Below are 22,048 nucleotides of genomic sequence, written 5' to 3' on the forward strand. Positions count from 1 at the left end.
GATATGATAATTGTGCATACACTATGTATGTAACAATTTAATTATTATGATTCATCTTCGGGGCAGGGTGAAATTCCCGACCGGCGGTAATGACGAAAGTTTAGCCCGCGAGCCGAAAGGCAGATCCTGGTGTGATTCCAGAGCCGACAGTATAGTCTGGATGGGAGAAGGTGAAGGTGCAGCGTTTATGCGACAACAAACGCTTATTTAAGTGTACCTTTCTCCCTTAAACCGTTTTGGTTTAAGGGTTTTATTTTGTACACAGATAAGTCATGCATAAATGGCGAACCTTTCCTCTTGTGAAGTGAATCGCAAAAGGAGCGGAAAGTCATGTCAAAAAGCAACACACGCAAACTCATTGCGGTGGCGATGCTCAGCAGTTTATCCTTTATCTTAATGCTGCTTGCATTCCCACTACCTGCATTGCCAGCTTATTTAAAGGTTGATTTTAGTGATGTGCCTGCACTTATAGCAGCAATCACGATGGGACCTGTTGCCGGAATCGCAGTCGCTTTCTTGAAAAACGTACTTGATTGGTTTTTCTCAGGAAGCCCAACCGGTGTACCGGTCGGTCATATGGCCAACTTTGTCACATCGATTCTCTTTATAGCACCTGTGTATATCATCTATCGTAAAGTAGCCTCATCAAAAGGAATGTATATCGGTCTTGTAGCAGGTACCATTTCTATGGCTATCGGAATGACAGTATTAAATTACTTTGTCTTCCTACCTATGTATTCTTATTTCTTAAACTTCCCGATGGAAACAGGTTCTGCATTAATGAATACACTTGTATACGGTATCTTGCCGTTTAACTTAATTAAAGGCGCATTGATCACACTAGTCATGGTCTTGTTGTTTAAGAAAATGAAACCTTATTTAGATAAAGTCAGCCGGTCTTACCAGCTCAACTAATTAAAAAAAACTCGTCTACTCATTAGACGAGTTTTTCTTTTGTCTCTATTCGTATTTTAACGCATCACCATCAAACGATTCATCCGCTACTTTAATTGAATCCGTTGGGCAGCCTTCAAATGCATCTTCCATATCTTCCAGTAGTTCGTCTGGAACTGCACAGGTCCCCATGTTATCATCTAGAATAACAAATGCAATGCCTTCATCATCGTAATCGTATATATCAGGTGCCGCTGCACCGCACGCACCACAAGCGATACATGTATCCTTATCAACAATTGTATATTTAGCCATTATGGTCTCTCCTTTTTTAAACAATACTTTGCTAGATTTCATTTTAAAGCTCCTTCCCTTGCTTTTCAACCATTAAACGTCAGAACTTGAGGTGACCTATGTATTTTCAGCAAATTCTTCTCGATTTATTTTCAAAGTTAAACGGTGAGCGAAGTAGTATGGCGCCTTACTATATACTGCGAGGAAAAAAATCAGGACAGACCTTACAAGATATTCATTATTATCAGGCAACCTTCTATTTTGGCATTGCGCCTGATTTAACAAAAGAGGTCTATCAACAAGAAGTCGACCAACTCTTTACAAATTATTGGGTGACCAACGAAGACGAACCTAAACTTACTCAAAGAGGGCAACGTGAATTGGAATCGTTTATTGAACCGATGTATTCGTATGCGACGAATTCCGTACTTGGTGAATTTGAAAAGAGGGTGCTGCTGCTGACTCAAGTGGCATCGAATCGCTTAGCGCATATCCCTACATATTATCCCGTTATTTTGGATGAAATCATTCAAAGAGATTGTAAGAGGTTAATTCATCTGTTGGGAGGTGTGGATAAGACATCACTTCAACTAAAAACAGTTATTGGGGAGTTCTTAGAAAAAACTGGACAGCAAGAAGAGGTGAAAATGATATTTGTTTACCGATTAACTGGATATGAATCAGCCGGTCTAACTTGGACTCAACTCGGCGAACAACTAAATTTACGACCTCTGGATGCGCTATTTAAATATCGATCCCTTCTTGCTGAATTTGCTACATACCTGCTTCAAAATGAATCCGAAATTGCAGTCATTGTCCCAAAAAGTGAACTATTGACAGAGACAGCAAGAAAAACATTAGAATGGTATACAAAAGGTCATAACTTTCATGAAATTGCCTCGATTAGACGATTAAAAGAAAGCACGATAGAAGATCATTTTGTAGAAATTGCGTCTGCTCGACCGGACCTTTCATTCAATGAAATTCTGACAGAAGAACAGGTAAGAGAGATCCTCTGCGTACGCAAGGAATTAGATACCCATAAACTAAAAAGTCTTCGTGAACAGTTGCCACACTATTCGTACTTCCAACTTCGTCTTGCGCTAGCGAAAGGAGAGATAATATCTTGAAATTAGTTGAAGAATTACAAAACCGATTTGGTTATCCTCGCTTTCGTCCAGGACAGCAGGAAGTTCTTGAAACCTTTCTAAGAGGTAATGATGTGTTAGCAGTTCTTCCTACAGGTACAGGCAAATCGTTACTTTATCAATTTCCGAGCAGTTACTTTAGTGGAACGGTTATCATTGTATCTCCGCTTGTTTCTTTAATGTTAGATCAAGTGGAACAGTTGAAAAAAAGTGGTATGAAACAGACTGTAGCCTTTACTTCCTTTCAAACGGCCAATGAACGAAAATATGCACTCTCCCATATTCAAAGTTACAGGTATATTTTTGTGTCTCCAGAAATCTTACAAAATGAAGCCGTTCGCCGAGCGATACAGACGCTTCACATTGCTTACTTTGTACTCGATGAAGCGCATTGTCTTGTTCAGTGGGGAGTCGACTTCCGTCCAGATTATTTGCGTGCCGTCGAGTGGATTCGGCAAGCATTTTCCAAGCAACTGTTAGCATTAACTGCAACAGCAAATACAAAGACACGCCAAGAAATTAAAGAACTGCTGAAAAGCCCTGCGATGATTGAAGTCGTTTCAAGTGTGGATCGGCCAACGATTGCTCTTGAAACCATTGAAGTAAAAAATGAGCAAGAAAAAACAGATCTCCTGACGGAACAAGTGCTTACATATGAGGGTCCCGGAATCGTGTATGTTCAATCGCGTGTCCGTGCGGAAAATCTTGCCCGAGAACTAGGAAATCAGGGAGTTCAGGTGGCAGCCTATCATGGGGGGATGCAACAAGAGGATCGCCGACTGATACAACAACAATTTATGTTAGGGAATTTGGAATGGATATGTGCGACGAATGCATTTGGTATGGGTATTCATAAAGAAAATATTAGACAAGTGATTCATGATCACATTCCTACATCACTTTCGAATTATATGCAAGAAATAGGCCGCGCATCTCGAGATAGTCTTCCTTCACTCGCAACGATGTATTACATCCATAGTGATGAACAAAAGAGCCGGTTTGTCGCAATGCAAGACCTACCGACGAGGGAAGATATTCTTTATTATTTGGAGCATCCTGAAGTAGAACTACCTGAGCAACAACAGCGCATTTTAGATTATTGGAAAACGAAACTTCCTGGAGAAAAAATCGTTTCATTATTTGATGAACTTCAACAAAAGAAACGTCTAGAGATTCATACACTCTATCAGTTGATAAGCTCTTCTAGATGTTTAAGGGAAGCGTTAGTACATGTGTTTGATGGGAAATTAGAAGAAAAACCGCACCCTTGTTGTGATCGTTGTGGAGAGACGCGTATGGCGATAAAAAAACGTCAAAGCCGTCCACCAACTCCCTCACACTTTAGCTGGAAAGATCGGCTAAAACAAATCTTCCCATAAACTTCATTTACTTTCGGCAGATTTTTCGGCATAATTAGACAAAAGAACGGTATAGGGGACATGCATCATGGCGAACAACGACTATCAAAAAAAATTAGATGAACATCGTAAAGAAATTGGAGACGGTTCGACTATTAGTCGACGGTCTCGTCAAAAAAAGAAAGTAAAGAAAAAACAAGCGACGGGCTCTCGCAGTTATTTTCTGCCGACACTTTTTACGATTGGAATAATTCTGCCTATCTTCCTTCTTGCATATGCATACTTTTTCTATGAGCCTGCAGCCAACGAATCTCCTGACAATCAACAAGTTGTTCAGCTAGATGTGCAGCCGGTGACTCCACCAGTAGATGAGGAAGAAGAGAGTCAAGAGGAACCGGCAGAAGAAGTGGAACCAGAACCAGAACCTGAGCCAGTTGAAGAAGAACAAGAAGAACAACAACCAGAGGTTCAGGAACCTGAAGTGCAAGAGCCAGTAGCGCAACCATCTCAACCTGAAAATTCACGTACTCACACGGTTCAACCCCAGGAAACGTTATACCGTATTGCAATGAATTATTATAATGATGCGTCAGCTGTTGAGCGGATAAAAGCAGCAAATAATTTATCATCCAACGAAATTCGTGTTGGACAAGTTTTAATTTTACCTTAACTTGCTCGCTCCTTCGGGGGCGAGTTGTTCTTTTTCATGTAAAAGGGGTCTTGATAATGATTAACTGGTTTGTTAGGTCATCTTTGGCTCTTAGTGTATATGCTATGAGGATGGCAATTGAAGAAAATATTAAAACCCACCATATCACTTCTTTTAAAGGAAAAGGTTCACTGGAACTACTTGTGATATCGGATATTCATAGACGCAGCATCTCAGATCGACTCTTATCGAAACTACCTAATCATGTGGATGCGATTTTATTAATAGGTGATATCACAGAACGAGGGGTCCCAATTTCAAGAACAGCTACGAACTTTATGAAGTTACAGCAAGTCGGCCCTTTATTCTATGTATTCGGAAATAACGATCGTGAAGTAGGGGAGGAAAACCTGGTTGATTTATTAAAGAGATATCAGGTAACCATACTGCAAAATGATTCGGTGCAGATTCCCGAGAAGTCGCTGCAAATCGTTGGATTGGATGATGGGTATAATGGTAAAGTAGACATGCAAAAGGCAGTTTCCTTGCTTGACCATACGTCCTTTACAGTATTTATGACGCATTCTCCTGCGTTTATTAAAAAAATACCAGAAGAGGTTTCAGTAGATTTAGCTATTGCTGGACATTACCACGGAGGACAAATCCGTTTTGGGAAATGGGGGATTCAACCTCTGGGTTCTTTTGAGGCAAAAGATAATAGATATGAACTCATTAGCAATGGGTTCGGAACCACGGCTTTGCCATTTCGAATAGGAGCAGAAAGTGAAATTCATCTGATTCAGATCGACAGAAAGAAGTGAAAAGAATGATCTATGACGTGGTGATTATTGGAGGTGGCCCTTGTGGATTGGCGGCGGCTATCGCTGTGCAGGAAAAAGGGTTGTCTTATGTTTGTCTAGAAAAAGGCAATATTGTCAATGCAATCTATAACTATCCGACCCATCAAACCTTTTTTAGTACAAGTGAAAAATTATCGATTGGCGATGTTCCTTTTTTAGTAGAGGAGCGAAAACCAAGGAGAAATCAAGCGCTTGTTTATTATCGTGAAGTGGTCAAACGCAAACAATTAAATGTACACGCCTTTGAAAAAGTGGAACATGTTGAACCACTAAATAGTACATTTCGTGTTCAATCGTCGAAAGATATATACATTGCGAAGAATATCGTGATTGCAACTGGCTATTATGATCAGCCTAACCTTATGAATATTCCCGGTGAGGATTTACCGCATGTGTATCATTATTTTAAAGAGGGACATCCTTATTTCAATCAAAAAGTCCTCATCATTGGTGGCAAAAACTCAGCAATTGACGCAGCCCTGGAATTAAACAAGGCAGGAGCAAGGGTGACAGTTGCTTACCGCGGTGACCATTACTCTTCGTCTATCAAGCCATGGGTGCTTCCAGAATTTGAGGGTGCTGTGAAGTCCGGAGAGATTCAAATGTTGTTTGAAACGACTGTTGAATCAATCACAGAAAATGCAGTCCTCATAACTGTTCAAGGAAAAGAGTACGTTCACCCAGTTGATTTTGTGTTTGCGATGACAGGGTATCATCCAAACCATGCGTTCTTAAAAGAGATGGGTGTATCATTTGACGAAGAATCAGGACGTCCATTTCTTAATGAAGATACGATGGAAACCAATGTTCCTGGTATTTATATAGCAGGTGTACTGGCAGCAGGAAATAATGCGAATGAAATTTTTATAGAGAATGGACGCTTTCATGGGGAACAAATTGCACAAGCTATCCATACAAAAAATTAACTCACTCGCTAGCGAGTGAGTTTTTTGTTAGTCTGTAGGATAATGAAAGAACTGGGATAATGCACCATGAGGGTCCGGCTGATGGAGGGCAGCTAATAAAGCGAGACGAGCTTTTTGGCCATTTAACCCATGTGCAAAGTGAACACCGCGATTTTTTAAATCCCGTCCTCCTCCCGCATACCCATATACATCGAGAGCGATTCCATTAAAACAACGAGACACAAGAACAACCGGAATATCTTTTCTTCTTAGCTCATCGATTAGCGGAACAAGGAGTGGTGGGATGTTTCCTTGTCCAAGCCCTTCAATAATTAATCCGTCATAGTTTTTTTCAATGATTGCTTCAATTAGTTCAGGCTCCATACCAGCATACACCTTTAATAATGCAACACGCTTTGACAAATCCTGAATAGGTAAATGTGGTGTACGAACAGGTGTATAGTGGATATGGATGATCGACTTTGTAATATGACCAATGGGTCCATAAGACGGGGATTGAAATGTGCTGACATTGCTGGTGTGTGTCTTGGTTACATTTTCAGCTGTATGGATTTCGTCATTCAATACAACAAGTACGCCTTTATTTTTTGACGAACTGTGTAATGCCACTCGAGCAGCAGATAATAAGTTATAGACTCCATCTGATCCAATTTCATTTGATGAACGCATGGCACCAGTCATGACGATAGGAATGTCAAGATGAAGAGTCAAGTCTAAAAAATAAGCAGTTTCTTCGAGTGTGTCTGTTCCATGCGTTATGACGATTCCATCATAAAGGGTTTCTTGCGAAGTTTCTTCAATGACATTTTTTAACGTCATCATATTGGATGGTGTGATATGTGGTGAAGGAAGGTTAAATACTTCCCTTTCATGCACATCAGCTAGGGAAGCTAATTTTGATAATTCTGCAGAAAGAGGATTTTTCTCAGATGGTATAACCGCTTCACTTTCAGCATCCGCATGCATCGAAATGGTTCCTCCTGTGTGTAAAACGAGTAATGATTTCATAACAACACCCCTTTGATTCAAATTCCAGATAGGATATGATTATAGTACCACGAGAGGAGGAGAAAAGATCTGCTTATACTGCTATCAGTTGCAATTGCACCATCTCTTGCATTATTTAGCTACTTTTACCTTCGTCGTGATATCGATTCGGAACCATCTAGGCTTTTGTTATATGCCTTTATGTACGGAGCTGTATTAACGTTTCCAGTACTCTTTATCCAACATGTTGTCCAAGAAGAAACAACGTTAACTGCTCAGAGTTTTTGGAGCGGACCGTTATCTGCCTTTCTTGAAGAATTCGTAAAGTGGCTGATGCTATTTATTGCGATTTTCAAGCAAACCCGGTTCGATGATCCATATGATGGGATTCTTTACGGGGCGAGTGTATCACTAGGTTTTGCGACGGTGGAAAATATTTTATATCTCATTAGTTTTGGCATAGATGAAGCGTTGTTTCGTGCCATGCTTCCCGTCACCAGTCATGCACTATTTGGGGTTGTTATGGGTTATTATTTAGGGAGAGCACAGTTTTCAACTAATTATGTCAAATCACAGATTGCTTTAGCATTTTTTGCACCTTTTATCTTACATACGTTTTACAATACTCTACTGTATTCAAAAACCGAGCAATGGCTTATTTGGTCGCTATTTATGCTTGCTCTTTGGTTAATTGCGCTATCAAGAGTCAAACAAGCACATATTTTTTCAAGAGAGTACCGCATGGGGAATCATCCGTTATTTGAAGAGAAAACAAAAAAACGTTCCTAGTGAGGAGCGTTTTTTTGTATAGTTTTATTAATTTTGCACACCTTTATTTGTAAAAGGAGGTATCACGCTGTGCATAAGAAATTTATAGTCTTTGCTTTTTCGCTCATGATGATTTTTTCACTCGCATACGATGATTCTTCAGTTGCGGCTTTTACTGATCAGCAACTGGTCAAAGGAAGTTATGGAGACGATGTCATCGAATTGCAAGCTCGATTACAGTATTTAGGGTACTATCACGGCTCGATTGATGGACATTTTGGGGAAGGAACAGCAGAAGCTTTAAAAGCCTTTCAGAAAGAGTTTGGTCTCCCCATTGATGGAGTTGCAGGATCAGCCACTAAAAAGAAGTTGGTGGGATTTTCAGATTTTGACAAAGAATATGTCCATAAGCAAATTCAAAGTGGAAGAGAATTCACTTATTACGGGGGACAACCATTAGAGGAACAAGTAAAGAAAACGTACCGCCAGCCCTCTACCGCACAACTTCCTCCAGGATATACAGAACATGAACTTAAATTGTTAGCCAGTGCGGTCTACGGAGAAGCCCGCGGTGAGCCCTACGAGGGGCAAGTAGCTGTAGCTGCTGTCATTTTAAATCGAATCGAGTCTCCGCAATTTCCGAACACCGTCTCTGAAGTTATATTTCAACCACGTGCATTTACCGCAGTTGATGATGGCCAGATATGGCTTACACCAAATGATCGAGCAAGAGAAGCCGTCATTGATGCCATTAATGGATGGGATCCAACAGAAAACGCACTGTACTATTTTAATCCAGTTACTGCAACAAGCAAATGGATTTGGACACGTCCACAAATCAAAACAATCGGAAGGCACATTTTCTGTGCATAGGAGGCTATCATGAATTTAAAATGGGGTGTCGCCTTAACTGCTGCATTGGTCTTATTGGGCTCTTTTTATCTATGGCAACAATCACGATATGAAGCAATGGCATCAACAGTCTCAACAAACTATGCCAGCAAAGTCTATAACATTGGGGAAAGCATGGAACAACTCGGTGAACATGTGGACGGAGCATTACTTCCTGCCAAGGCTGATCTTGCGCAAGATGATCTAGAAGGCATATGGCGTATGACGGATAAAATCAGAAATGAAATGAGTACCTTACCTTTTGAAGAGGATGCATCTGTCTATTGGTTAAATTATCTCGCTCGAATTGGAGATGCTGCAAAATTGACATCAGATGGTGAGTTAGATTTTTCTACATGGAAAGATGCCATGAGAAAGAGTCGAGAAAATTTACAAGTAGTGACTTCTGAGTGGATGCGATCAAATGGATCTGTTGAGAAAAAAGAAGAACTACTCAGCCGTTTCTATCATCAACAAGCGTCAGAAAAATCCTTGGAAGAAATGAGAAAGTTAAATGAACTTGTTAAGAGTTATACGGAAACAGACTTTCCTGCTTCCACAAGTGAAGCAGATTATGCTAAGAAAAAGGCGATGGCAAATCTAGATGGAGAGACATTGTCAGAAAATGAAGTGGTGGAGAAATGGAAAACAGATTTCCCTGAATTTAAAAATGCCACGATTCGAATTACCGAAAGTAAAAAAAATGCGCCGTACCCGTTCTACCATATTGAATTTAGTGGAGACAAGAAAAAAGGATTCGCCGACTATTCTAAAGTGGGTGGTCATCTCCTGACCACACTAATTGAACAGCCATTTACGGAAAAATCAAAAGATCCTGCAGAGCTTCAACAACTTGCAAAAGAAAAAATGACGCACTTAGGTTACGAGGATACGGTGATGACGTCGAGTCGCGAAAATCACGTCGCATGGCACTTCACCTTTACAAGACAAGTGCCAAATCAAGCTGTCGTATACAGTGATAGTATTCAACTGAAACTTGCTAAAGATACGGGAGAGATTCTCGGACTCCAACCGATTGAATATATTCAAAAAGAAAACCTACCTGACACAGTACCCCTCGAAATTGATTCAAAGAATATTCTTGATGATCACGTGACATTGGAAAGTAGTCGATTAGCATATATTGAAGATTCGAAAATGAATCAAGTTCTTTGTTATGAATGGGTGATTCGAACAGAAACAGGGACTCAATACAGGATGTACGTTGATGCTAAAGACGGTAAAATTATAAAGAAAGAAAAAATAAAAGGGTAATTTACCTACTCCTCCAATGCATTTCGATTGGAGGAGTTTTTATGATAAACTAATTTTGATGAAGTGGAGGAAATGAAATGAAGAAAATTCGTATTGCCATTGACGGTCCTGCTGGTGCAGGAAAGTCCACAATTGCTAAATTGGCAGCTGAAAAACTACAGTATACCTATGTAGATACAGGAGCAATGTATCGCGCGTTAACGTATAAATCATTGCAACAGAAAAAAAATCTTGCGGATGAACAAGCACTACTTGAATTATTAATGAGTTCATGTATTGAGTTGGAACCTTCACCGGCTGGACAACAAGTCTACTTAGACGGACAAAATGTATCCGAAGCAATTCGAATGCCAGAAGTTACAGCAAACGTCTCAGAAGTTGCTGCGCATGCTGCTGTACGAAAGGAAATGGTTGACCGTCAGATGAAACTCGCTGAGTCGGGAGGTGTTTTAATGGATGGACGAGATATTGGAACACATGTTATTCCGGACGCAGAACTTAAACTATTTATGTCGGCAAGTGCGGACGAGCGTGCAAGAAGGCGTTTTGAGGATAATAAATCACGGGGAATACATATTCCTGTAGAGGAGCTAAAGCAAGATATTTTACGCCGCGATAAATTGGACAGTGAACGAGAAGCATCACCTCTCATTCAAGCTGAAGATGCAATATTTTTAGATACAACCACACTTACTATTGAAGACGTAGTTGAAGAGATTGTGAATCTAGTAAAGGCAAAGGAGCAGTCGGGATGAATTTATATCAATTCGCCAAAGGAGCAGTTTTCACTGCGTTATCCCCCATTTACCGATTTAACGTAATTGGTCGGGATGATTTTCCAAAATCAGGTGGGGTACTCGTTTGCTCCAATCATATTCATGCGCTAGATCCACCGGTCATCGGAATTCTAGCACCGCGTCCTGTTCACTTTATGGCCAAACAGGAATTATTTGAAGCACCCATCTTAAAACATTTGATTCCAAAACTAAACGCTTTTCCTGTGAAGCGAGGTATGAGTGACCGGGAAGCGATGCGAAAAGCTATCAACCTACTTAAAGATGGGAATGTCGTAGGTCTTTTTCCAGAAGGAACAAGGTCGACAGATGGCCAGCTAAAGCCTGGGCTTGCCGGGGCAGGATTCTTTGCCTTGCGTGGTGAGGCATACGTCGTTCCAGCAGCCATTATTGGTCCTTACAAACCTTTTAAACGGTTAAAAGTCGTCTATGGTAAACCTCTTGATATGACACCTTATCGAGAACGGAAAGCAAGTGCGGACGAAGTAACTATGGCAATCATGCAAGAAATTCAAAAATTACTGGATGAACATCGGTCTTCCTAATGACGAATGGAATAGTTTTTACCTGTCTTCCATATAGTAGATAATGGCTAGCTTTTGTATTTGCCACCAATTTCGACTAAAATAAGGTAGAGACGTAGTGGAGGAGGATAATCACATGACAGAAGAAATGAATGTAAACGATATCCCAGTACTGAAAGAAGGGGATCTTGTTCAAGCAACAGTAGCACAGGTTGATGAAAAATCAATTACTGTCCAAATTGACAACGCACCTTTCGACGGTATTGTTCCCATCAGCGAACTATCCAGCTTGCATGTAGAAAAAGCATCTGACGTTGTGAATGTAGGCGATACATTAACACTCTTGGTTACAAAAGTAGAAGAAGAAAATTATGTTCTCTCGAAACGTAAAGCTGATGCAGTACAAGCGTGGGAAGGTCTTGAAGAGAAATTCCACAATGGCACAATTATCGAAACCGAAGTAAAAGAAGTCGTTAAAGGCGGTTTAGTGGTTGATATTGGTGTACGCGGATTTATTCCGGCATCACTCATTGAAGATCACTTTGTTGAGAATTTTGATGATTATAAAGGCAAAATCCTCGAGTTCAAGATTGTCGAGTTAGATAAAGAGAAGAACCGTGTAATTCTATCTCACCGAGCAGTGGTGGAAGAACAAAAATCTTCTTTGAAACAACAAACGCTAGATAATTTAGAGGTAGGTAGCATTGTCGAGGGCACAGTTCAACGTCTTGCATCATTTGGTGCATTTGTTGATATTGGCGGTGTTGACGGGCTAGTACACATTTCACAGATCTCTCATGATCATCTTGACAATGTGGCGAGTGCACTACAAGAAGGCCAACAAGTAAAGGTGAAAATCTTATCTGTTGACCGAGATGCAGAACGCATTTCACTTTCAGTTAAAGAGACATTGCCTGGACCATGGGAGTCTATTGAAGAAAAAGCATCTAAAGGTAGCGTTTTTACAGGAACTGTAAAGCGACTTGTCAGCTATGGTGCATTTGTCGAAGTATTCCCAGGAGTCGAAGGACTTGTTCATATTTCACAGATTTCCCACCAACACATCGGCTCTCCGCATGAGGTGTTGAGGGAAGGGCAACAAGTGGAAGTGAAAGTACTTGATGTAAAACCGGAAGAGCGTCGTCTGTCGTTAAGCATTAAAGAACTTCTAGAAAATACGAGTGAAGAGTATTCTGATTATGAACTTCCTGAAGAATCAACAGGTTTCTCTATTTCAGATGTTCTTGGCGACCGCTTCAAAGATTTTAATAAAGACTAGTGATCACAGAGGTGCTTGAGCACCTCTGTTTTTTCTTTTTGTCTTAGAATCGTGTATAATACCTCATAGATGAAGTTGGAAGGATGAAACAAATGACAAAACCTGTAGTAGCCATCGTCGGACGACCGAACGTTGGAAAATCAACCATTTTTAATCGAATCGTAGGCGAACGCGTATCGATTGTAGAAGATACACCAGGGGTAACGCGAGATCGAATTTATAGTTCAGCTGAATGGTTAACCCATGATTTCCGTATTATAGATACGGGGGGTATTGAGATAAGTGATGAGCCTTTTTTAGAACAAATAAAACAGCAAGCGGAAGTTGCGATGGAAGAGGCAGATGTCATTATCTTTTTAACAAATGGTCGTGAAGGGGTCACAGCTGCGGATGAATACGTAGCGAAAATCCTCTACAAAACAAAAAAACCTGTGGTTTTGGCTGTCAATAAAATAGATAACCCGGACATGCGAGATATGATTTATGACTTCTATTCTCTTGGAATGGGCGAGCCATTTCCTATTTCAGGTTCTCACGGTCTAGGTCTGGGAGATCTTTTAGATGAGGCAGCGAAGCACTTCCCTGAAGAGGGTGAAGCCGATTACGGGGATGAAGTCATTAAATTCTCTCTTATTGGGCGTCCAAATGTAGGGAAATCATCGTTAATCAATGCGGTGCTAGGACAAGACCGCGTCATAGTCAGTGACGTGGCTGGTACAACGCGTGACGCGATTGATACGCACTATTCGTACGACAATCAAGAATACGTCATGATTGATACGGCAGGTATGCGCAAAAAAGGAAAAGTTTATGAAAATACAGAAAAATACAGTGTTCTTCGTGCATTAAAAGCTATAGAACGTTCAGATGTTGTATTAGTTGTTTTGAATGCAGAAGAGGGAATTCAAGAACAGGACAAAAAAATCGCAGGTTATGCTCATGAAGCGGGTCGCGGTGTCATCATTGTTGTAAACAAATGGGATGCTCTTGAAAAAGACGATAAGACGATGAATGTTTTCACACAACAGATTCGTGAGCATTTTTTGTTCCTAGATTATGCTCCGATTGTATTTGTCTCTGCGAAGACCAAGCAACGTGTGCATTCCGTCTTCCCCGTCATCCAAAAAGTAAGTGAAAATCATTCGATGCGTATTCAATCATCTATCTTAAATGAAGTTATAGAGGATGCGGTAGCTCGTAACCCAGCTCCATCTGATAAAGGGAAGCGATTACGTATTTACTACGCGACACAAGTAGCGACTCGACCACCAACGTTTGTCGTGTTTGTCAATGAACCTGAACTTATGCACTTTTCCTATACACGTTTCTTAGAAAACCGTATTCGTGAAGCATTTGATTTTGAGGGAACACCGATTAAAATTATTGCTCGGGCTCGTACGTAAAGGGGTGATACGATGCAGAATGTAACTGTACTTGGAGCAGGGAGCTGGGGAACAGCCCTTGCTTTTGTGTTGGCTGAAAATGGCCACCAAACGTTGCTTTGGTCTCATCGTAAGGGTCAAGCGGATGAAATCACAAAGCAGCATACGAATAAAAAGTATTTAGGTGAACAACTGCTTCCACATAATTTACAAGCGACGTCATCTCTTGAACAAGCGATGCAACATAGTGATGTGATCGTCCTCGCAGTTCCGACAAAAGCCTTTCGTGAAGTAATTGCACAATTTGTTACGATTTTGTCCGTTCCAAAACTCTTTGTTCACGTATCAAAAGGAATTGAGCCGGATTCTTTAAAAAGAATTTCTGAAATCATGGAAGAGGAAATCCCGCAAGAGTTTAGAAAAAGCATCGTCGTCTTATCTGGACCAAGTCATGCTGAAGAAGTCGTTTTACGTCACCCTACAACAGTGACAGCGGCAAGTACTGATTTATCAGCCGCTGAGCTTGTACAGGATTTATTTATGAGTGAGTATTTCCGAGTATACACCAATGATGACGTGATTGGAGTAGAACTTGGGGGAGCTTTAAAAAATGTGATTGCTCTTGCGGCGGGGATCGTGGACGGTCTCGGCTATGGTGACAATGCAAAAGCAGCTCTCATTACCCGGGGACTTGCTGAAATCAGTCGTTTAGGTGCCCATATGGGTGCGAAACCCTATACATTTATTGGATTGACGGGTATGGGAGACCTTATCGTCACATGTACATCTGTTCACTCCCGAAATTGGCGAGCGGGTAATCTACTCGGACAAGGAAAAAGTCTTGACGATGTGCTAGAGGATATGGGAATGGTCGTTGAAGGCGTTCGAACAACAAAAGCAGCCTATCAGTTGTCAAAGCAGCATGACATTGAAATGCCAATTACCGCTGCACTATATGCTGTTTTATTTGAAGAGTTGTCACCGCGTGAAGGCGTGGATCAGTTGATGCTACGAACAAAAAAGCATGAACTCGAAGATTTTAAATCGTTTGATTAGAAAGTAGGGAAAGTATGTCTTCTTTAGACAAAATGTGGGTCTCATTTGGTTCCATGGGATTCATGTTTATTGCAATGCTTATCATGCTCTTTGTAAACACTAAAATTCAAAATAAAGTAATAGCCATCCCATTGCGTATCATTGCATGGCTATGTTTAGTACTTGGGTTCCTTTCGATGGTTTATATCATTTTTAATCCAACAAGAGGGACGGCGGCATGAAAAATAAACGCTTAATTATTGTCCTTGCCGTTACTATGCTATTCCTATCTGCGTGTGGATATCAGAGTGGCTACCAGCCAGATAATGTGAACCCTTATCCGGAGCAATTAGAACAAGTTCAACAAGCAGTTGATCGTTTCCAAGAAGACTCAGGTGGTTTACTACCCATCAAAACGAGAGATCAAAGCGTAGACCAATATATTAAATACCCGGTTGATTTTCAGAAGCTCATTCCTGCTTTCATGGGACAAGTACCTCCCAATTCGTTTGAAGCAGGGGGAATCTATCAATACGTCATTCGTGATGTGGAAGAAACTCCTACAGTGAAGCTTGTCGATTTGCGTGTGACAGAAGTATTGAGAGATTTAAATTTCCGTCGGACCATTAACGGCTACGCTCCCATAGCAGAAACGATCGCAGAGGGTGTCTACAAATTAGATTACGAGATCATGGGATATGGAAATGAGGTTACTGTTCAGAGTCCTTATTCAACAACTCAACTACCACTCGTTGCAACTGGATCTGGTCAGATTTATATAGACTATTCAATTGAACTTAATAGGAAGCTTCAAGAGCTTGATGATCCAATCGAGCCGGGTACTGATATTCGCTATCTCCTTGAGCAAGATTCTCCGATCGTACCAGCGTATTCTTTACCTTATACCATTAATGATCAGAATGAACCTATATTTATGTTACCCGAATGATTCACAGGTCTACTGTGAGTCATTTTTTCATATGGTGACAATGAAGGGAGAGATCAATGAGTAGCCTGAACGAATTAGCGAAGCGTACACATGGAGATGTTTATATAGGCGTAGTGGGTCCTGTTCGTGTGGGGAAATCTTCATTCATCAAGAAACTGATGGAGCATTTGGTATTGCCAACGATTGAAGATGAAATGGAACGGAAGCGCATGATTGATGAACTGCCACAAAGCTCTGCAGGAAATGAAATTATGACGACGGAACCTAAATTCGTTCCAGCTCAGGCGGCATCCATTTTCGTTCAAGGGTCTGAGCTCCAAATGAAGATTCGATTTGTGGATTGTGTGGGGTACATGATTGATTCAATCGGCAACCATAATAAACTCATTCAAACACCTTGGCATCCAGAGCCCATCCCGTTCGAACAAGCAGCCAGACAAGGAACCGATAAAGTGATTCAAGACCACTCTACGGTAGGTATAGTGGTTTCAACTGACGGCACTGTAAATGGCTTGTCACGCGAACAAGTGCAAGGACCAGAAGAAGTAATTGTTCAGCAGTTGAAAGCAATTGGAAAACCATTTCTACTGCTTATCAACTCCGAATCGCCTTATAGCCCTGCTACACAAGAGTTGATAGCAGAACTAGAATACCGTTATGAAATCCCTGTTGAAGCTGCATCTGTGCGTGATATGAATAAGAGTCGTTTAGATGAACTTGTGAAACGCTTGCTATTTGAATTCCCGATTGAAACGATTGAACTGGAAGCCCCGGAATGGCTTCAGTACGATGAAGAAAATGACATGATGCGCTCAGTGCAACAAATACTTCATCATCGTGCAGATCATGTCCACAAATTACGTGACGTAGAAGCTATCGTAGATGAAGTGAAATCGGTAGAATTTGTAGAAACTGCTCATCTAATCGATGTAGATCCAGCAAGTGGCTGTGCAATCATTCAGCTTCAACCTGAAGAGTCGCTATACGAAGCTGCGTGTAAAAAGTGGCTACCATATGAAGTCGAGACAAAAAGCGATTACTTGAAATTGCTGAGAGAGTTTTATCATGCAGGGAAAACTTACAATAAATTTTCCCAGGGAATCACAGAGGCAATTGAAACAGGATATGGAATTGCGATGCCAACAGAAGAAGATTTTGTTCCATACCCGCCAGAACTAATTAGAGAAAATCAGTTTCACGGTGTTCGTCTAAGAGCCAAAGCCCCAGTAATTCATATGATTCGAGTGGATATGAATTCAGAGTTCGCTCCGCTTTTGGGTTCGGAATTTCATAGTCAACAATTGAAAAACGAACTGCAGGAGAACTTTGAAAATGATCTACAAGAACTGTGGCAGACCCAATTATTTGGCACAACGCTCATACATGTGTTGCAAGAAGGAATCAAGATGAAAACGTCAGGACTTGAAAGTCCAGTTAAAAATCGATTGATAAAAACTATTGAAAAAATTGTCAAACAAGAAGAAAAAGGTCTCGTGACATTTATTATCTAAAGAAAAGCCGTGGTTAAGGCTTTTCTTTTTTGATGTTATATAATAATATTATGGAAACTAATTGATTTAATATTTTGTCAATGTATTCTTTAACAAATCATCGTTTTCCTGTAAAAATGCCGAAAACGTTGTAAAATCAACATTTTCACAGTTGCAACCCCATTTTCGTTGTGATACTCTACAAACAGATTGAATGTATCTTCCTTGAGAGGAGGTGAATGATGTGAATAAAACAGAATTAGTAAACGCTGTAGCAGAATCGGCTTCTCTTTCTAAGAAAGATGCTTCTAAAGCAGTTGATGCTGTATTTGAATCCATCCAATCTGCTCTTGCAGAAGGAAACAAAGTTCAATTGATTGGTTTCGGTAACTTTGAAGTACGTGAACGTGCGGCTCGTAAAGGACGTAACCCACAAACTGGTAAAGAAATCGAAATTGCGGCTTCTAAAGTGCCAGCTTTCAAACCAGGTAAAGCACTTAAAGACGCGGTAAAATAATGGTTTACATAGGACAGTCCACTGCGGACTGTCCTTTTTTATATTTAGATGTGGAGCAGGCTCTATCAAAACTTGATTTTGTCTGAAGTTGAGATATAGAATTTCCCCTTCCATGCCCCGTGTGATAAGATTCTAATGATGAATGATTGAGGGGGATTCTACGTGACATCTGTAGATTTACATAAAATAGAAAAAGCAGTTACCATGATATTAGAAGCGGTTGGAGAAAATCCTGGACGTGAAGGTTTGATTGAAACACCAAAGCGTGTCGCTAAAATGTATTCAGAAATGTTTGAAGGTCTGCATCAAGATCCTAAAGAATATTTCAAAACCATCTTCCACGAAGACCATGAAGAGCTTGTACTTGTAAAAGATATTCCGTTTCACTCCATGTGTGAACATCATCTTGTCCCTTTCTACGGAAAAGCACATGTCGCTTACATTCCTCGTAACGGGGTAGTGACTGGACTCAGTAAATTAGCACGTGCTGTAGAGACGACTGCCCGCAGACCACAACTTCAAGAACGGATCACGTCGACCATAGCGGATAGTATCATGGAAATGTTAAATCCCTATGGCGCATACGTAGTGATTGAGGCAGAACATATGTGTATGACAATGCGAGGAATTAAAAAGCCAGGAGCAAAGACAATTACGGCAGTTGCACGTGGCGTTTACGAAACAGACGATGTCAAACGAGCTGAAATTCACTCGTTCATACAAATGTCCTAAATTACGTCTTACATATGTACATGGTATGGTAAACTAAACTTTAGTTTAAGGAGCGGTCCAGATGAATCCGAACGAATTTATCGTTATCAAAGCATTAGAAGATGGTGTCCATGTCATTGGACTGACAAGAGGAACCGATACGAAGTTTCATCACTCGGAAAAATTAGACAGTGGAGAAGTCATGATTGCCCAATTTACTGATCATACCTCTGCAATGAAAATTCGTGGAAAAGCTGAAATTCAAACAGCACATGGAACAATGACGAGTGACGCCAAATCAAAATAATTGTGGGGCAGTAAAGATGCATGAACTAGAAAAAATGATTCACGTATGGAGGGAAGAGATAGGGAGAGAAATTTATCATCCAACTCTTGTCGCTCATACGGGAAAACCAGAACTGAATAATCTACGAATGGTTTCTTTGTTTTTACCCCTCTTACAGCAACGGAATTCACAAAGAAATGTTGCGTATTATGCGACGGCGATCATTTATTTAGCGTTAGCAAGTCACGATCATGTCAATGTGTCTGGCACGCCAAGTAAAGAACAACAATTACGTGTCCTTGCAGGCGATTACTACAGCGGAAAGTATTATCAGCTGCTAGCCAAACATCAAGAAATTGATCTCATTTCCAAGTTGACAGAATCGATTCGCCTGATGACAGAAGCGAAGACGGTACTCTATGATCAAAAACCGTTATCTTCTCAGGGTAAAGAAGCTTCAGTCCGAATAATTGCGTCTGCTCCCACTCGTGCTCTCTTTCAGCATGTAGGAGAATTACGCTATATTGAACTAGCAACTGAGCTAAGTTATCTTGCCGCTCTTGTTGAAAACAATGAATTCGAAGAGACGAAGTTAGTCGATGACTGTATTCATCAAATTGAAATGACGATTAGCACATTACATGAGTTCGATGCTGACTTGAAGGACTTTATTAAAGAACAGATCCATCAAGTAGTGAATTCGCAGATTTTGCAAGATAGAAGGTGAACCACATGGTAAAAACAAAAGAACAACGCGTTCATGAAGTATTTGAAAAAATCTCATCGAATTATGATTCTATGAACTCCGTTATCAGCTTTCAGCAACATAAAAAATGGCGAGAAGATACGATGCGTGCAATGGCTGTTAAGCCAGGTTCAAAAGCATTAGATGTATGCTGTGGAACAGCTGACTGGACCTTAGCTCTTGCAAAAGAGACAGGACCAGAAGGACATGTAGTAGGGCTTGATTTCAGTGAAAACATGCTGTCTGTAGGTCGTGAAAAGACAGCAACCACACCTACCATCGAATTGATTCACGGCAATGCTATGGAATTACCTTTTGAAGATAATACATTTGATTATGTGACCATCGGATTTGGATTGCGTAATGTTCCAGATTATAAACAAGTGCTGAGTGAAATGCACCGAGTTGTAAAGCCCGGTGGAATGGTTGTTTGTTTAGAAACATCTCAACCGGATTCCATGTTTTTCAATACGTTCTTCCGTATGTATTTCCGGTTCATTATGCCGATTTTTGGCAAATTGTTTGCGAAGAGTTACGATGAATATTCTTGGCTACAAGAATCACAAAAAGACTTTCCTGATCGAAAGCAGTTGACTGCCCTTTTTGAAGATGTAGGACTTAAAAATGTAACGAGTAAACCTTATAGCGGTGGTGCAGCTGCACGTCATATTGGCTATAAGTAGTTAGGAATGGTATTCAGTGGACAAGTTGAAGTTAAAGGCATTATATGCTGATTTAAAACCAGAACTAGATATTGTAGAAACAGAGCTTGCACAAGTCGTTCTTTCTGATTCTGCTCTTTTAACTGATGCCGCGTTGCATTTGTTGCAAGCAGGTGGAAAACGAATCCGCCCTGTCTTTGTGTTACTCTCTGCGAAGTTTGGCGACTTTACGATTGAACGTATTAAACATGTGGCAGTCCCTGTTGAATTGATTCATATGGCTTCACTTGTACACGACGATGTGATTGATGATGCGGACACTCGTCGTGGAAGACCGACAGTTAAAGCGGAGTGGAACAATCGCATGGCGATGTATGCAGGAGACTTTCTCTTCTCCAAGGCCATCGCCTCGTTATCTCATATCGATAATAGCTACGCTCATGAACTCTTATCAGACACGATGGTAGAGCTCTGTTTAGGTGAAATCGAACAAGTAGAAGATAAACGCTCCTATGATTTATCGGTAAAGGATTATCTCAAACGAATTCGCCGGAAAACAGCCTTACTAATTAGCGTTTCCTGTGAGCTCGGTGCTTTGGCAGCCTCTGTCCCCGATAAACAGCGTGTTCATCTAAGAAATTTCGGATATTATGTAGGCATGTCTTTTCAAATTGTTGATGATATCCTAGATATCGTTTCTACAGATGAATCATTAGGAAAACCGGCGGGTAGCGATTTGTTGCTAGGCAATATTACATTACCTGTTGTATTGGCGCGAGAAGAACCTGGGGTCTGTCGACTCATAGAAAAAGTTCGTTTAGGCGACACATCCGAAAGTACACGTAAAGAATTACTTCAGGAGCTTCGTTCCTCAGAGGGACTCGCAAAAGCGAAGCGAATCAGTAATTTGTATTTAGAAAAAGCGATGGAAGAACTAAAAAGCCTTCCGAAATCGAGTGCTAAACGGTCTTTACAAAACATCGCATTATTCATGAGTAAACGGAAATTTTAATTGAAGTTTATAAGCGACAATGGTACGATTTAAAACGTGTGAAACTTGATTTTTTAAGGAGCGACAAAAATGGAAAAAACATTTTTAATGGTAAAACCTGATGGCGTACAACGCAACTTGATCGGTGAGATCGTTGGCCGTTTCGAAAACAAAGGATTCCAACTTGTAGGTGCAAAATTAATGCAGATCCCTACTGAACTAGCAGAGCAACACTACGGTGAGCACAAAGAGCGTCCATTCTTTGGTGAGCTTGTTGACTTCATCACTTCCGGCCCAGTATTTGCAATGGTTTGGGAAGGCGAAAATGTCATCTCAACAGCACGTCTTATGATGGGTGCGACAAATCCGAAAGATTCAGCTCCAGGAACAGTGCGTGGTGATTTCGCTGTAACCGTTGGAAAAAACATCATTCATGGTTCAGATTCTCCTGAGTCTGCAGAACGTGAAATCGGTCTTTTCTTCAACCAAGAAGAATTAGTATCGTACTCAAAGTCTTCAAACGACTGGATTAACTAATCCACTTAAAAGGCATCCATAAGGGTGTCTTTTTTTGTTTTTTTCAACGTTTTAGCATTTCGAAAGGATACCATTATGTGTTATAGTGAGAAACAT

26 protein-coding genes and 1 riboswitch are annotated in these 22,048 nt (G+C 40.6%); of the genes, 24 read left to right on the plus strand and 2 right to left on the minus strand.

Annotation, left to right across the window (positions count from 1 at the left end; genetic code table 11):
* Positions 1-49 precede the first annotated feature (49 nt).
* A riboswitch (FMN riboswitch) is annotated at positions 50-176 on the plus strand.
* A 154-nt stretch (positions 177-330) separates the two neighbouring features.
* Positions 331-915 (plus strand): ECF transporter S component, encoded by a 585-nt coding sequence (locus ACFO0S_RS05575; RefSeq protein WP_378140826.1) that lies wholly within the window; start codon positions 331-333, stop codon positions 913-915.
* A gap of 45 nt (positions 916-960) precedes the next feature.
* On the opposite strand, the gene ACFO0S_RS05580 is transcribed toward ACFO0S_RS05575, so the two are convergent.
* Entirely contained in the window at positions 961-1,209 is a 249-nt protein-coding gene (locus ACFO0S_RS05580; RefSeq protein WP_378140827.1) for a ferredoxin, read from the minus strand.
* Positions 1,210-1,307: 98 nt separating this feature from the next.
* Between ACFO0S_RS05580 and ACFO0S_RS05585 the strand changes: the two genes are divergently transcribed.
* The 5 genes from ACFO0S_RS05585 to ACFO0S_RS05605 all read left to right on the plus strand — a co-directional run bounded on the left by ACFO0S_RS05585 (position 1,308) and on the right by ACFO0S_RS05605 (position 6,129).
* Complete coding sequence (locus ACFO0S_RS05585) at positions 1,308-2,318, plus strand: YpbB family protein (RefSeq protein ID WP_378140828.1); 1,011 nt, start codon at positions 1,308-1,310, stop codon at positions 2,316-2,318.
* On the plus strand, positions 2,315-3,715 hold the full coding sequence (locus ACFO0S_RS05590) for a RecQ family ATP-dependent DNA helicase (protein WP_378140829.1): 1,401 nt from the start codon (positions 2,315-2,317) through the stop codon (positions 3,713-3,715). Before ACFO0S_RS05585 ends, ACFO0S_RS05590 begins: the two co-directional genes overlap by 4 nt.
* 67 nt (positions 3,716-3,782) lie before the next feature.
* Positions 3,783-4,364, plus strand: coding sequence for a LysM peptidoglycan-binding domain-containing protein (locus ACFO0S_RS05595; RefSeq protein ID WP_378140830.1), 582 nt, complete (start codon positions 3,783-3,785; stop codon positions 4,362-4,364).
* A gap of 56 nt (positions 4,365-4,420) precedes the next feature.
* Positions 4,421-5,164 (plus strand): metallophosphoesterase, encoded by a 744-nt coding sequence (locus ACFO0S_RS05600; protein ID WP_378140831.1) that lies wholly within the window; start codon positions 4,421-4,423, stop codon positions 5,162-5,164.
* A 5-nt stretch (positions 5,165-5,169) separates the two neighbouring features.
* A complete protein-coding gene (locus ACFO0S_RS05605) occupies positions 5,170-6,129 on the plus strand; it encodes a YpdA family putative bacillithiol disulfide reductase (RefSeq protein WP_378140832.1) in 960 nt (319 codons plus the stop codon).
* Between the two features lie 27 nt (positions 6,130-6,156).
* Here ACFO0S_RS05605 and ACFO0S_RS05610 read toward each other — a convergent pair whose 3' ends face one another.
* Complete coding sequence (locus tag ACFO0S_RS05610) at positions 6,157-7,137, minus strand: asparaginase (protein WP_378140833.1); 981 nt, start codon at positions 7,135-7,137, stop codon at positions 6,157-6,159.
* A gap of 69 nt (positions 7,138-7,206) precedes the next feature.
* Between ACFO0S_RS05610 and prsW the strand changes: the two genes are divergently transcribed.
* From prsW to ndk, 18 genes are all read left to right on the plus strand, one after another.
* Positions 7,207-7,905 carry a glutamic-type intramembrane protease PrsW gene (gene prsW / locus ACFO0S_RS05615; RefSeq protein WP_378140961.1) on the plus strand — a complete coding sequence of 233 codons (699 nt, stop codon included), beginning with the start codon at positions 7,207-7,209 and terminating at the stop codon, positions 7,903-7,905.
* A gap of 105 nt (positions 7,906-8,010) precedes the next feature.
* A complete protein-coding gene (gene sleB, locus ACFO0S_RS05620) occupies positions 8,011-8,757 on the plus strand; it encodes a spore cortex-lytic enzyme (RefSeq protein WP_378140962.1) in 747 nt (248 codons plus the stop codon).
* A gap of 9 nt (positions 8,758-8,766) precedes the next feature.
* Positions 8,767-10,050, plus strand: a complete 1,284-nt coding sequence (locus ACFO0S_RS05625) for a PepSY1/2 domain-containing protein (protein WP_378140834.1) — start codon at positions 8,767-8,769, stop codon at positions 10,048-10,050.
* Between the two features lie 77 nt (positions 10,051-10,127).
* Positions 10,128-10,805 (plus strand): (d)CMP kinase, encoded by a 678-nt coding sequence (gene cmk, locus ACFO0S_RS05630; protein WP_378140835.1) that lies wholly within the window; start codon positions 10,128-10,130, stop codon positions 10,803-10,805.
* Positions 10,802-11,389 (plus strand): lysophospholipid acyltransferase family protein, encoded by a 588-nt coding sequence (locus tag ACFO0S_RS05635; protein ID WP_378140836.1) that lies wholly within the window; start codon positions 10,802-10,804, stop codon positions 11,387-11,389. Before cmk ends, ACFO0S_RS05635 begins: the two co-directional genes overlap by 4 nt.
* A gap of 115 nt (positions 11,390-11,504) precedes the next feature.
* A complete protein-coding gene (gene rpsA / locus ACFO0S_RS05640; RefSeq protein ID WP_378140837.1) occupies positions 11,505-12,647 on the plus strand; it encodes a 30S ribosomal protein S1 in 1,143 nt (380 codons plus the stop codon).
* Between the two features lie 92 nt (positions 12,648-12,739).
* Complete coding sequence (gene der, locus ACFO0S_RS05645; RefSeq protein WP_378140838.1) at positions 12,740-14,050, plus strand: ribosome biogenesis GTPase Der; 1,311 nt, start codon at positions 12,740-12,742, stop codon at positions 14,048-14,050.
* Between the two features lie 12 nt (positions 14,051-14,062).
* On the plus strand, positions 14,063-15,085 hold the full coding sequence (locus ACFO0S_RS05650) for an NAD(P)H-dependent glycerol-3-phosphate dehydrogenase (protein WP_378140839.1): 1,023 nt from the start codon (positions 14,063-14,065) through the stop codon (positions 15,083-15,085).
* A 32-nt stretch (positions 15,086-15,117) separates the two neighbouring features.
* Positions 15,118-15,306, plus strand: coding sequence for a DUF2768 domain-containing protein (locus ACFO0S_RS05655; protein WP_378140963.1), 189 nt, complete (start codon positions 15,118-15,120; stop codon positions 15,304-15,306).
* Entirely contained in the window at positions 15,303-16,013 is a 711-nt protein-coding gene (locus tag ACFO0S_RS05660) for a hypothetical protein (RefSeq protein WP_378140840.1), read from the plus strand. The genes ACFO0S_RS05655 and ACFO0S_RS05660 overlap by 4 nt, the downstream gene beginning before the upstream one ends.
* A 56-nt stretch (positions 16,014-16,069) precedes the next feature.
* Positions 16,070-17,524: a stage IV sporulation protein A gene (spoIVA, locus tag ACFO0S_RS05665; protein WP_378140841.1), complete on the plus strand. Its 1,455-nt coding sequence runs from the start codon at positions 16,070-16,072 to the stop codon at positions 17,522-17,524.
* A 223-nt stretch (positions 17,525-17,747) separates the two neighbouring features.
* Positions 17,748-18,020, plus strand: coding sequence for an HU family DNA-binding protein (locus ACFO0S_RS05670; protein WP_094941762.1), 273 nt, complete (start codon positions 17,748-17,750; stop codon positions 18,018-18,020).
* A gap of 162 nt (positions 18,021-18,182) precedes the next feature.
* Complete coding sequence (folE, locus tag ACFO0S_RS05675; RefSeq protein ID WP_378140842.1) at positions 18,183-18,752, plus strand: GTP cyclohydrolase I FolE; 570 nt, start codon at positions 18,183-18,185, stop codon at positions 18,750-18,752.
* Between the two features lie 61 nt (positions 18,753-18,813).
* Complete coding sequence (gene mtrB / locus ACFO0S_RS05680; protein ID WP_378140843.1) at positions 18,814-19,038, plus strand: trp RNA-binding attenuation protein MtrB; 225 nt, start codon at positions 18,814-18,816, stop codon at positions 19,036-19,038.
* A gap of 16 nt (positions 19,039-19,054) precedes the next feature.
* Positions 19,055-19,744, plus strand: coding sequence for a heptaprenyl diphosphate synthase component 1 (locus tag ACFO0S_RS05685; RefSeq protein WP_378140844.1), 690 nt, complete (start codon positions 19,055-19,057; stop codon positions 19,742-19,744).
* Positions 19,745-19,749: 5 nt separating this feature from the next.
* A complete protein-coding gene (locus ACFO0S_RS05690) occupies positions 19,750-20,445 on the plus strand; it encodes a demethylmenaquinone methyltransferase (RefSeq protein ID WP_378140845.1) in 696 nt (231 codons plus the stop codon).
* 16 nt (positions 20,446-20,461) lie between these two features.
* Positions 20,462-21,436 carry a polyprenyl synthetase family protein gene (locus ACFO0S_RS05695; RefSeq protein WP_378140846.1) on the plus strand — a complete coding sequence of 325 codons (975 nt, stop codon included), beginning with the start codon at positions 20,462-20,464 and terminating at the stop codon, positions 21,434-21,436.
* 69 nt (positions 21,437-21,505) lie between these two features.
* Positions 21,506-21,952: a nucleoside-diphosphate kinase gene (gene ndk, locus ACFO0S_RS05700; RefSeq protein WP_378140847.1), complete on the plus strand. Its 447-nt coding sequence runs from the start codon at positions 21,506-21,508 to the stop codon at positions 21,950-21,952.
* Positions 21,953-22,048: the final 96 nt, after the last annotated feature.

The sequence above is a fragment of the Chryseomicrobium palamuruense genome, assembly GCF_042649045.1.
In the GTDB taxonomy this organism is placed as follows: domain Bacteria; phylum Bacillota; class Bacilli; order Bacillales_A; family Planococcaceae; genus Chryseomicrobium; species Chryseomicrobium palamuruense.